Annotated in this window: 9 protein-coding genes; 7 read left to right on the top strand and 2 right to left on the bottom strand. The window is 69.2% G+C overall.

The genetic code is table 11. The features are described 5' to 3' along the window. The first annotated feature begins 175 nt into the window (after window positions 1-175). From AC1EJR_RS14505 to AC1EJR_RS14475, 7 genes are all read left to right on the top strand, one after another. Window positions 176-1,126, top strand: a complete 951-nt coding sequence (locus AC1EJR_RS14505; RefSeq protein ID WP_477147263.1) for an ABC transporter permease — start codon at window positions 176-178, stop codon at window positions 1,124-1,126. A gap of 10 nt (window positions 1,127-1,136) precedes the next feature. Next, window positions 1,137-2,024 (top strand): ABC transporter permease, encoded by an 888-nt coding sequence (locus tag AC1EJR_RS14500; protein WP_477147262.1) that lies wholly within the window; start codon window positions 1,137-1,139, stop codon window positions 2,022-2,024. A gap of 2 nt (window positions 2,025-2,026) precedes the next feature. After that, window positions 2,027-3,109, top strand: coding sequence for an ABC transporter ATP-binding protein (locus AC1EJR_RS14495; RefSeq protein WP_477147261.1), 1,083 nt, complete (start codon window positions 2,027-2,029; stop codon window positions 3,107-3,109). 25 nt (window positions 3,110-3,134) lie between these two features. Further along, window positions 3,135-4,157, top strand: coding sequence for an ABC transporter ATP-binding protein (locus AC1EJR_RS14490; RefSeq protein WP_441591132.1), 1,023 nt, complete (start codon window positions 3,135-3,137; stop codon window positions 4,155-4,157). 39 nt (window positions 4,158-4,196) lie between these two features. Beyond that, window positions 4,197-5,387, top strand: a complete 1,191-nt coding sequence (locus AC1EJR_RS14485) for an amidase (RefSeq protein WP_477112949.1) — start codon at window positions 4,197-4,199, stop codon at window positions 5,385-5,387. 36 nt (window positions 5,388-5,423) lie between these two features. After that, window positions 5,424-5,837, top strand: a complete 414-nt coding sequence (locus AC1EJR_RS14480; RefSeq protein ID WP_477147260.1) for a DUF3830 family protein — start codon at window positions 5,424-5,426, stop codon at window positions 5,835-5,837. A 131-nt stretch (window positions 5,838-5,968) separates the two neighbouring features. Continuing rightward, window positions 5,969-7,612, top strand: a complete 1,644-nt coding sequence (locus AC1EJR_RS14475) for a rhomboid family intramembrane serine protease (RefSeq protein ID WP_477147259.1) — start codon at window positions 5,969-5,971, stop codon at window positions 7,610-7,612. A 58-nt stretch (window positions 7,613-7,670) separates the two neighbouring features. Here the strand turns inward: AC1EJR_RS14475 and AC1EJR_RS14470 are convergent, their stop codons facing one another. After that, entirely contained in the window at window positions 7,671-10,781 is a 3,111-nt protein-coding gene (locus AC1EJR_RS14470; RefSeq protein WP_477147258.1) for an efflux RND transporter permease subunit, read from the bottom strand. Between the two features lie 3 nt (window positions 10,782-10,784). Then, window positions 10,785-12,023: an efflux RND transporter periplasmic adaptor subunit gene (locus tag AC1EJR_RS14465; RefSeq protein ID WP_477147257.1), complete on the bottom strand. Its 1,239-nt coding sequence runs from the start codon at window positions 12,021-12,023 to the stop codon at window positions 10,785-10,787. Window positions 12,024-12,118: the final 95 nt, after the last annotated feature.

Here is a 12,118-nt window from a genome sequence, read left to right as displayed (position 1 = left end):
TTGGTTTGCGCCCCGTTGTGTTCTCCCCTCTCCCCTTGGGAGAGGGGCGGGGGAGAGKGCAGCGGTTCAAGTTGAGACATCGCATCGAGACACTCCGGCCCTCTCCCCCGGCCCCTCTCCCGCAAGCGGGCGAGGGGAGAAAACCCTCCGCCCCCACACTAGCCGGCCACAGACCATGACTTACCTGCTTCGCCGCATTCTCTATGCGCTGCCTATCCTGCTTGGGGTTGCCCTGCTCTGCTTCTCGCTGGTCCACATCGCCCCCGGGGACCCCCTCGTCTCGGTGCTGCCGCCCGATGCCTCCGAAGACCTCCGGCGCCAACTCACCGCGCTGTACGGCTTCGACAAACCGTTCCTCGAACAATTTCTGCACTGGCTGGCCCGCGCGCTCCATGGCGACCTGGGCACCTCCATCGCCACCAACCGGCCGGTGATGAGCGAGGTTTCCACCGCCGTGATCAACTCGATCCGGCTGGCCAGCGTGGCCACGCTGATCGGCTTCACCTTCGGCTGCCTGTTCGGCTTCGTGGCCGGCTACCTGCGCGATTCCATCGCCGACCGCACCGCCTCCTTCCTGTCCGTGCTCGGCGTCAGCATTCCCCACTACTGGCTCGGCATGGTGCTGGTCATCGCCTTCTCGGTGCTGCTCKGCTGGCTGCCYGCCACCGGCGCCGGCCCGGGCGGCTCGGGGGACTGGGCGTGGGACTGGGAGCACTTCCAGTACATGCTGCTGCCGGCCATCACGATGTCGGTGATCCCGATGGGCATCGTCGCCCGCACGATCCGGGCGCTGGTGGCGGAGATCCTGTCCAACGAGTTCATCGTCGGCCTGCGCGCCCGGGGCCTGTCGGACGTGGCCGTGTTCCGCCACGTGGTCAAGAACGTGGCGCCGACCGCGCTGTMCGTGATGGGCCTCCAGCTCGGCTACCTGCTCGGCGGGTCGATCCTGATCGAGACCGTGTTCTCGTGGCCCGGCACCGGCTTCCTGCTGAACTCGGCCATCTTCCAGCGCGACTTCCCGCTGCTGCAGGGCACGATCCTCGTGCTGGCCGTGTTCTTTGTCCTGCTCAACCTGCTGGTGGACGCGCTGCAGACGCTGTTCGACCCCCGCATCCAGCGCAATTAAGGAGGCCCCCATGCAGATCGCACTGAACAAGGCCGTGGCGCCGCTGCCCGTGGCGCGCTCGCCCGGCTACTGGGCCACCGTGGGCCGCCGCCTGCTGCGCAACAAGCTGGCGATGGCCGCCGCGCTGATCCTGATCGCCCTGGTGGTGTTGGCGATCTTCGCCCCGGCGCTGATGCCGGCGGACCCGTACGCGTCCTCCATCCTCAAGCGACTCAAGCCGATCGGCACGGCTGGCTATCCGCTCGGCACCGACGAACTGGGCCGCGACCTGCTCTCGCGCCTGATGCTGGGCGGCCGGCTCTCGCTGTTCATGGGCATCACGCCGGTGCTGCTGGCGTTTGTGATCGGCAGCGCACTCGGCATCATCGCCGGCTACGCGGGCGGCTGGACCAACACCATCATCATGCGGCTCACCGACATCCTCTACGCCTTTCCGTCGGTGCTGCTGGCCATCGCGCTGTCCGGCACGCTGGGCGCCGGGGTGGGCAACGCGCTGCTGTCGCTGACCATCGTCTTCGTGCCGCAGATCGTGCGGGTGGCGGAGAGCGTGACCACGCAGGTACGCAACCGCGAGTTCGTCGATGCGGCGCGCGCCTCCGGGGCCAGCTCGCTGACCATCGTGCGCGCCCATGTGCTGAATAACGTACTTGGGCCGATTTTCGTCTATGCGACGAGTCTGATTTCGGTGTCGATGATCCTGGCCTCCGGGCTCTCCTTCCTCGGCCTCGGCGTGAAGCCGCCCGAGCCCGAATGGGGCCTGATGCTCAACACGCTGCGCACCGCCATCTACACCCAGCCCTGGGTCGCCGCCCTGCCCGGCGCGATGATTTTCCTGACCTMGATCTCGTTCAACCTGCTGGCCGACGGCATCCGCTCGGCCATGGAAATCAAGGAATGAACATGAGCGACCTCCTCACAGCGCCCGCACCCGCCCACGCCCGCGACATCGGCGGCCCGGCCCAGCCACTCGTGATCGCGCGCGATCTCGTCAAGCATTTCCCGCTCAAGTCGGCCATCCCGTTCCACAAGGCCGGCGAGGTCCGCGCCGTGGACGGCGTCAGCTTCGACGTGCTCAAGGGCGAAACCCTCGGCGTGGTCGGCGAGTCCGGCTGCGGCAAGTCCACCACCGCKCGGCTGCTGATGCAGCTCACCGCGCAAGACAGCGGCGAGCTGATCTTCGACGCCCAGGGCGTGGGCTMGCCCCAGTTGCCGATGAAGGCGTTCCGCAGCCAGGTGCAGATGGTGTTCCAGGACAGCTACTCGTCGCTGAACCCGCGCCTGACCATCGAGGAATCGATCGCCTTCACGCCGCGCGTGCACGGCGTGCCGGCGCGGGAGGCCACCGAGCGGGCGCGCTACCTGCTGGAGCGCGTGGGACTGGAGCCGGCGCGCTTTGCCGGGCGCTATCCGCACGAACTGTCCGGTGGGCAGCGCCAGCGGGTGAACATCGCCCGCGCGCTGTCGCTGCGGCCCCGGCTGGTGATCCTGGACGAAGCGGTGTCCGCGCTCGACAAATCCGTGGAAGCCCAGGTGCTGAACCTGCTGCTCGACCTCAAAGCCGAGTTCGACCTGACCTACGTCTTCATCAGCCATGACCTCAACGTCATCCGCTACCTGTGCGACCGGGTGATGGTGATGTACCTGGGCAAGGTGGTGGAGATTGGCGATACGGAGTCGATCTACGCCAATCCCTCGCACCCGTACACGCGCGCGCTGCTGGCGTCGATGCCGTCGATGGACCCGGACCACCGCACGCTGGCCGCGCCGCTGGCGGGCGACCCGCCCAACCCGATCAATCCGCCGTCCGGATGCAGCTTCCATCCGCGCTGCGCCCGCGCCGAGCCGGTCTGCGAGCGCCGCACCCCCGTGCTGGCCGACGAACTGGCCGGCCATCCCGTGTCTTGCCTGATGGCGATGCCCGACGGTGGCCACTCGCTGCCGCTGCGGCGCATGACGCCGGGCCTGCACGCGGCCACGCCCTGACCCACCTGACCTGCGGGAGACCCCTATGACAGCCCCCCATTCCCCTGCCGTCTCGGTCAAGGACCTCCACGTCACCTTCGCCGGCGGCGGCAAGACCATCCGCGCGGTGAACGGCGTGTCGCTCGACGTGGCCCCCGGCGAAGCCGTGGCGCTGATCGGCGAATCCGGTTCCGGCAAGAGCGTGACGCTGCGCGCGCTGATGCGCCTCCATCCGCCCCGCCGCACGCGCATCGGCGGCCAGATCCATGTCGATGGCCAGGACGTGCTCGCGCTGGACAAGCGCGCGCTGGCCCGGCTGCGCGGCGGCACCGTCGCCATGGTGTTCCAGGAGCCGCTGCTGGCGCTGGACCCGGTGTACACGGTGGGCCAGCAGATCGTCGAGTGCATTCGGACGCACAAGAAGGTGTCCGCCGCCGAAGCCCGCGCGCTGGCGCTGAAGGCGCTGGAAGCGGTGCGCATTCCCAGCCCCGAGCGGCGGCTGGCCGCCTATCCGCACGAGATGTCCGGCGGCATGCGGCAGCGGGCGATGATTGCGCTCGCGCTGTCGGCCCAACCGAAAATCCTGCTGGCCGATGAGCCCACCACGGCGCTGGACGCCACCGTGCAGATCCAGGTGCTGATCCTGCTGCGGGAGCTGCAACGCGAGCTGGGCCTTTCCATCGTCTTCGTCACGCACGACATGGGTGCGGCGGTGGAGATTGCCGACCGCGTGGCCGTGATGTACGGCGGCCGCATCGTCGAGGAAGGCCCGATCCGCACGCTGCTGCGCGAGGCGCGCCACCCGTACACGATGGCGCTGCTGCAAAGCCGCCAGCACGGCATGGATCGCGGCCAGCGGCTGCAGGCCATCGGCGGCGCCCCGCCTGACCTGGCCGCGCTKCCGCCGGGCTGCACCTTCGCCCCGCGCTGCGCGCACGCCCGCCCCGCCTGCCTGGCCGAGGTGCCGCGCAGCGTGGCGCTGGGCAACGGCCACCGCGTCAGTTGCGTGCTGGTGGCCGATAGCTCCGAACCTTCGAATACCGCCGCTGCCTCGCCGGCCGCCGCCTAAACTCCATCCATCCTCCGAAAAAGAAGGAAGCCGAACGCCATGACCCTGGCCACCCATCCCGCCCGCGCCTTCATGCCCTACCCCGACGCGCCCGTGCCCAACGCGGCCATCGGCCCGCTGCGGGGGCTGACCTTCGCCGTCAAGGACCTGTTCGACGTGGCCGGCTACCCCACCGGCGGCGGCAATCCGCACGTGCTGGCCCGCTCCGGCATCAAGAGCGTGACCGCGCCCACGGCGCAGAAGCTRCTCGATGCCGGCGCGATGTTCGTCGGCAAGTCGCACACGGACGAGCTGGCCTTCTCGATGAACGGCCAGAACGCGCACTACGGCGGCCCAGTCAACGGTGGCGCGCCCGATCGCGTGACGGGCGGTTCGTCGTCGGGGTCCGCCTCGGCGGTGTCCAACAAGCTGTGCGACTTCGCGCTCGGCACGGACACCGGCGGCTCGGTGCGCGCCCCGGCCAGCCACTGCGGCCTGTTCGGCATCCGCCCCTCGCATGGCCGTATCTCGCTCCAGCACTGCATGCCGCTGTGCGAGACGCTCGATACCTGCGGCTTCTTCGCCCGAGACATAGGCACCTTCGCCCGCGTGGCGGACGTGCTGTTCGGCAAGGATGCCGATCCGCTGCCGGCCCGGCCTCGCCTGCTGCTGGCATCGGACTTGTTCGAATTGCCGACACCCGAAGCTCGCGCCGCGCTGGCGCCCACGGTGGCGCGCATCGAGGCCGTGCTGGGCCATGCCACCCCGGTGGACGTGGCCGACCGGCCGCTGGCCGACCTGTACTGGGCCTTCCGCTACGTGCAGGGCTGGGAAGCCTGGCAGGCCGATGGCGCCCTGATCGAGAACTACGGCCTGCAGATGGGCCCGGACGTGGCCGCGCGCTTCGCGTTCAGCAAGGGGGTCACGCAAGCCCAGTTCGAGCAGTCGAGCGCGGTGCGCCGCGAGTTCACCGCGCACCTGGGTCGCCTGCTCGGCCATGACGGCGTGCTGGTGCTGCCGACCATGCCGGACATCGCCCCGCTGCGCACCGCCGCCGGCGAGACGCTGGAGGACTACCGCACCGCCGCCGCCCACTCGCTGTGCCTGACGCCGCTGTCGGGCTTCCCGCAACTGAGCCTGCCGCTCTCCGGCCGCGCCGGCGCGCCGCTCGGCATTTCCCTGCTCGGCCCGAAGGGCAGCGACCGCAGCCTGATCGCCGTGGCGGAGACGCTGATGACGGCGCTGGCCTGACCCGGCCCCCATCGACCCCTCTATATAGATATAGCCATGYCCCGACTCCGCATCACCGCCGCCGGCCAGACCTTCCTKGCCGACACCCACCCGGACGCCCCCGAGACCGTGGCCGCCTTCCTGAAGCTGCTGCCCTACCGGCAGAAGCTGATCCACGTGCGCTGGAGCGGCGAAGGCTGCTGGATTCCGCTCGGCGAATTCAAGCTGGGCGTTGGCTTCGAAAACCACACCAGCMACCCGTCCGTGGGCGACATCCTGTTCTACCCGGGCGGCTACAGCGAAACCGAGATCATCCTGGCCTACGGCAGCTGCTGCTTCGCCAGCAAGATGGGCCAGCTGGCCGGCAACCACTTTCTGACCATCGTCGAAGGCCGGGAGAACCTCCGGGCGCTCGGCACCAAGGTGCTCTGGGAGGGCGCGCAGGACGTGGTCTTCGAACTGGCCGACTAGGGCCGCAACCCTCCCGACGGGGGAGATGCTTCCCKACGGACGACCGCATATCGTCGCGTGACGCGCGCCGTGGCCCTGCCGCACCGGGGCCAGCGAGATGACGCGATGACATCGTCTTGTCGGGAAGAACCATGCAGACATCGCTATTCATGCGCGCGCCGGCCATCGGCTCGCGCCGCAGCGGCGCGTTCCATGTGCGCCGATTCGGGTCCGCGCTGCTCGTGCGCGCCTTGCTCTGGCTCTGCTTCGGCGGGCTGGGGACGCTGCTCCTGCTGTTCTCGCACGGCAAGACCAGCCTGATCGTCGTCGGCGCCGGCTTCTTCGGCGTGCTGATCCTGTTCGAATGGTCCTGGGGCCGGCACGCGCCGCTGCGCAAGCCGCTGTTGACGGTGGACGCCGGCGGCATCGGCTCGACGTCCTTCCCGCGCCGCCGCCCCCACCTGCGCTGGGCCGAGATCGCCGCTGTGGCGGTGCGCAACCTGCGCGGCGGTCCTGTGATCGAGGTCTTTCCCAAGCCCGTGCCGGGCGCCCGGAAACGGACCCCGGCGGCGTTCACGATCCGGCTGGCCCTGATGCGCGAGGCAGACCAGCAGCTCGCCCAGGCGCTGGTCACCCATCACATGCGTACGGCGGGCGTCGCAGTCGATAACGCGCTGGCGGCCGACCAGGCCTTCCGGGCCGAGATGCAGGCACTGCCGCACACCTGGGGCCTGTACGCGATGATCGCCCTCAACGTGGGGATCTGGCTTTTCACGCTCACGCACGGCGCCACGCTCGACGCCACAGCGCCCGCCAAGCTCGTCGACTGGGGCGGCAACGCCGCCGTGCTGGTGCAGGAGGGCCAGTGGTGGCGGTTGCTGACGGCCACCTTCCTGCACAGCAGCCTCCGGCACATCGGCGCCAACATGCTGGTGCTGTTCCTGCTCGGCAAGCATGTGGAGCGGTTCTACGGCAYGCGCGGCTTCCTGCTGATCTATCTCGGCGCGGGGCTGGCCGGTAGCGCGCTGAGCCTGCATTTCGGGGCGCAGACGGCGGTGTCGGTCGGAGCGTCGGGCGCCGTGTTCGGCGTGGGCGGCGCGCTGCTGGCGGGGGTGCTGCGGCATCGCCGGCTGCTGCCCGAGGGCATCCATCGGCAACTGACGACGGACGCCGCGGTGATGATCGGCTATTCGCTGGTGCAGGGCTTCCTGTCAACCCGCGTGGACAACGCCGGGCACGTGGGCGGCCTGATCGGCGGCGCGCTGATCGCGCTATGCCTGCCGGTGCGGCTGGACCGCGCCAGCTACGCCAGCAAGCTGCGGCGCGGCCTGGCCATGGCGGCAGCCGTTGCCGCCGTGCTGGTGGTGGGTACCGCCGCGCTGGCACCGCGCGTGCCCCAGGCCATGCGCGACAGCCTGGCCGCTTCCCGCCAGATCGAGCGCGCCCACAAGACCTTCACGACCGCCTTCCAGGCCATGCAGGCCGACAATGCGGCAACCAAGGCCGGCCGGATGACGCCCGAGGAAGCGGACGACCGCAGCCGGACCGTGCACGCCCCGGCGCTCGATCAGGCCGTGTCCGAACTGGTCCGCATCACGCTGCCGCCGGGCGACCCGCGCGCGCCGCTGGTGCAGGACATGACGCTGCTGGCCGACCTGCTGCGGGAAATGGCCCGCATGCCGTCGGTGAAGGATCCCCGCACCGGCAAACCCGTGGCCGCCGATCCCCGCCGCGCAGCGCAGATCGCGGTGGACATCGTGCGGCTGACCGCCCAAATGAAAAAGCGCCAGTCGTAACCGGCGCTTTTTCTTCTCCCCCGGGGATCACCCCGCCTACCCTGCCATCACCCTGCCATCACCCCGCCATCACCCCGCTGCCGCCCTCGGGCGGCTTCACGCGGAACCACGCTGCGTACAGCGCCGGCAGGAACAGCAGCGTCAGCACCGTGGCGATGATCAGCCCGCCCATGATGGCGGCCGCCATCGGCCCCCAGAATGTCGAGCGCGAGAGCGGGATCATCGCCAGCACGGCCGCTGCGGCGGTCAGGATGATCGGCCGGAACCGGCGCACCGCTGACTCGACAATGGCCTGCCACGGCGGCACCMCGGCGCTGATGTCCTGCTCGATCTGGTCCACCAGGATCACCGAGTTGCGGATGATCATGCCCAGCAGCGCCGTAATGCCAAGCTGGGCGACAAACCCCATCGGCGCGCGCAGCAGCAGCAGCGTGGCGGCGGCACCGATCAGCCCGAGCGGGCCGGTCAGGAACACCATCACCGAACGCGAGAAGCTGTGGAGCTGCAGCATCAGCAGCGTGAAGATCAGGAAGATGCACAGCGGCAGTTGCGCGGCGATGGACGCCCCCGCCTTGCCGCTCTCCTCCTCGGCCCCTGCCACGGTGATCAGGTAGCCGGGCGGCAGGTTCGCGCGCAGCTTGTTGAGCTGCGGGTTGATCTGCGCGGTCACGGTCGGACCCTGGATGCCATCCACCACATCGGCCTGCACCGTGATGCCGAAGTCGCGGTTCTCGCGCCAGATCACGCCCGGCTCGGACTTCAGCGTCACGCGCGCCACCTGCGTCAGCGGCACCGCGCGGCCTGTGTTGGTCGGCACCAGCACGTTGGCCATGTCGGACATCGCGTCGCGCTCGTTCTTCGGCGTGCGCATGATGATGTCGATCAGCTTGTCGGCGTCGCGATACTGGCCCACCGGCACGCCGGTCAGCACGGCCTGCGTGGCACGGGCGATGGCGTTGGTGGTCACGCCCAGCGCGCGCGCCTTGTCCTGGTCGATCTCCAGGCGCAGCATCTTGACGTTCTCGTTCCAGTTGTCGTTCACGCCCACCGTGTTCGGATTGGCGGCCATGATCGCCCGGACCTGATCGGCAATTTTGCGCACGCCGGCGGCCTCGGGCCCGATCACGCGGAACTGCACCGGGTACGCCACCGGCGGTCCGTTCGGCAGCAGCTTCACGCGGCCGCGCAGCTGCGGGAACTGGGTGGCCAGCACCTCCATCACGCGCTTGCGCAGCGCGTCGCGCGCCTCCACGCTGACCGGCATCACAATCACCTGCGCCACGTTGCTCTGCGGGAAGATCTGGTCCAGCGGCAGGTAGAAGCGCGGCGCGCCGACGCCGACGAAGGTGGTCAGGCTATCCACGGCCTTGTCGCGGCGCATGGCGGTCTCGAAGCGCTTGGCCTCGCCCTCCATCTGCGCGAAGCTGGTGCCCTCGGGCATCCACAACTCCACCATCAGCTCGGGCCGGCTCGAATCCGGGAAAAACTGCTTCTCGACGAACTTGAACGCCCACAGGCCCAGCGCGAAGCTGACCAGCGTGACGGCGATCACGGTCTTGCGCCACGTCACGCACCAATTCACCAGATGCCGGAAGCGCGCGTAGAACGGCGTGTCGAACACCTCGTGATGGCCGCCGTCGCTGGCGCGGGTCTTGAGCAGCAGATAGCCGAGGTAGGGCGTGAAGTACACCGCCGCCAGCCACGACAGCACCAGCGCCAGCGCCGTCACGGCGAAGATCGCGAAGGTGTACTCGCCCACGGTGGACTTGGCCAGCCCCACCGGCAGGAAGCCGGCCGCCGTGATCAGCGTGCCGGTCAGCATCGGCATGGCCGTGGAGGTGTAGGCGAAAGTGGCCGCCTCCATCTTGGAGAAGCCTTCCTCCAGCTTGCGGACCATCATTTCGACGGCGATGATCGCGTCGTCCACCAGCAGCCCGAGCGCCACGATCAGCGCCCCGAGCGAGATCTTGTGCAGGCCGATGCCGAAGATGTTCATGAACAGGAACGTCACGGCCAGCACTAGCGGAATGGTCAGCGCCACCACCAGCCCGGGGCGCACGTCGAGCCGCAGCGGCTTGGTGTGCAGCCCCAGCGCGATGAAGCTGACCGCCAGCACGATCACCACGGCCTCGATCAGCACGTGCACGAACTCGCCCACCGAGCGCTTGACCGCCTGCGGCTGGTCCTGCACCTGCTCCATCTCGATGCCCATCGGCAACTGGCCGCGCAGGCCGTCGGTCACGCGGCGCAGTTCCTGGCCCAGCGCGATGATGTCGCCGCCCTTCTCCATCGAGATGCCGAGCCCGATCACATCCTTGCCGTTGAAGCGCATGCGGCTGGCGGGCGGGTCGATATAGCCGCGATAGACGTGGGCGATGTCGCCCAGCCGGATATTGGCGATGCCGTTGGGCCCGCGCAGCACCAGACTCTCCAGGTCCTGCACATCGCCAAGCTGGCCGGTCACGCGGACCTGGAGGTTGTCGGTCGGGGTGACCATCACGCCACTCCCGGTGGGATTGTTCTGCTCCGAGATCTGGTTGGCGATGGCGTTGATGTCGAGCCCAAGCTGCGCGAAGCGCGTCTGGTTGAACTCGATATAGAGCTTCTCGTCCTGCAGGCCCAGCAGCGTGACCTTGGCCACGGCGGGCACGCGCAGCAGCGCCTGGCGGACGAGGTCGGCGTACTCGCGCAGCTCCTTGTAGTTGAAGCCGTCCGCCGAGAGCGCGTAGATCGAGCCGTAGACATCGCCGAATTCATCGTTGAAGAACGGGCCGCGCACGCCCTGCGGCAGGGTCTGGGCGATGTCCCCGATCTTCTTGCGCACCGTGTACCAGATCTGCGCGGTGTCCTTGGCGGGCGAGTTATCGGCCAGCTGGAAGATCACCGTGGTCTCGCCCGGCTTGGAGAAGCTGCGGATCTTGTCGGCGTACGGCACTTCCTGGAGCTGCCGTTCGATCTTGTCGGTCACCTGCACCGCGATCTGCTCGGCCGTGGCGCCGGGCCAGAAGGCCTGCACCACCATCACGCGGAAGGTGAACGGGGGGTCTTCGTCCTGACCAAGCTGGAAGAAGGCCAGCAGGCCGCCGATCAGCAGCACCACCAGCAGGTAGCGGGTCAGCGGCTGGTGCTCGAGCGCCCAGCGCGATAGGTTGAAGCGCGAGTGTTCCATCGATCAGCCCTTGCTGCCGGCGGCGGCGCCCGGATTGGAGGCCGGCTGGGCCGACTGGGCAGGCTGGGCGGACGTGGCGCTCTGCATCGGCTTGACCTTCTGGCCCGGCTGCAGCAGGTGCACGCCGGCCGTGACGATGGTCTGGCCCGGCGCCAGCCCCTGGCGCACCTCGATTTCATTGCCTTGCGGGTCGCCCAGCGTCACCGGCACCGGCTTGACCGTGCCCGTGCCGCCACTGGCCGCGCCCTGGTAGATCCACACCTGATTGGTGCCGCGGTCCTGCAGCAGCKCGGTCAGCGGGATGCGGATGGCGGCGGATTCGCCGGTGCGGGTAAAGGTGACCACGGCGGTCATGCCGAAGCGCAGGTCGGCGGGCGGATTGGGCACGCTGACGCGCGTCGGGTAGGTACGGGTGACCGGATCGGCGGCGCCGGAGATCTCGCGCACGCGGCCCGGCAGCGCGCGGTCCGGCTCGGCCCAGGTGCGCACGGTGACGTCGGAGATGCCACGCAGCATGTCCACCTGATCCTCGGGGAGGCCGATGGCGACCTCCTTCTCGGCGATCTGCGCCACGCGGATCACCGACTGCCCCGCCGTGACCACCTGGCCGACCTCGGCATCGACGGCCGTCACCACGCCGTCCGCATCGGCGGCGAGCACGGCGTAGCCGGTCTGGTTGCTCTGGTTGCGCAGATTGGCCTGCGCCTGCTCCAGCCGCGAGGCGGCGGAATCGTAGGTGGCCTGGCGCCGGTGCAGCTCGGCGGCACTGATGAAATTCTTGGCGGCCAGCTCCTTGTAGCGCTTCAGGTCGGAGTCGGCCAGATCGCGGTCGGTCTTGGCGGCATCGAACTGGGCACGCGCGGAGGCTTCGGCCAGCGCCAAGTCGGTCGGGTCCAGGCGGGCCAGCGGCTGGCCCTTCCTGACGCTGGCGCCTACGTCCACCAGACGGGCCGAAATCTTGCCGGGCACCCGGAAGCCCAGGCGCGACTCCACGCGCGGCCGTACCTCGCCCGAAAACTCGAATGCGGTCTTCCCGGCACCCGAATGCAATTGCAGCAGCCGCACGGGCCGCACGGACTCCACCGGCTCCGCCTTCTTCCCGCAGCCGGACAGCCCGGCCAGGATCGCCAGCGTCGCCACGGTCAGCAGGGCGACCATCGGCGTCCGGCGGGTCCGGGCGGGCATCGGGGAAACATCAACGTCGGCGGCCGCAACATCCGGCCTGGCATAAGGCACTGGCATGGGTTAAGCGTCTTGAGTCGGTGGAACGTCGGAACAAGCTGGAGAGTGCGGGGGAACAGCCAATTGGGGAAAGCGTCTCGCGGCGGACCCTTCTG

The organism is Cupriavidus sp. 05T42 (assembly GCF_056396345.1).
This window is presented reverse-complemented; position numbering and strand designations above follow the sequence as displayed.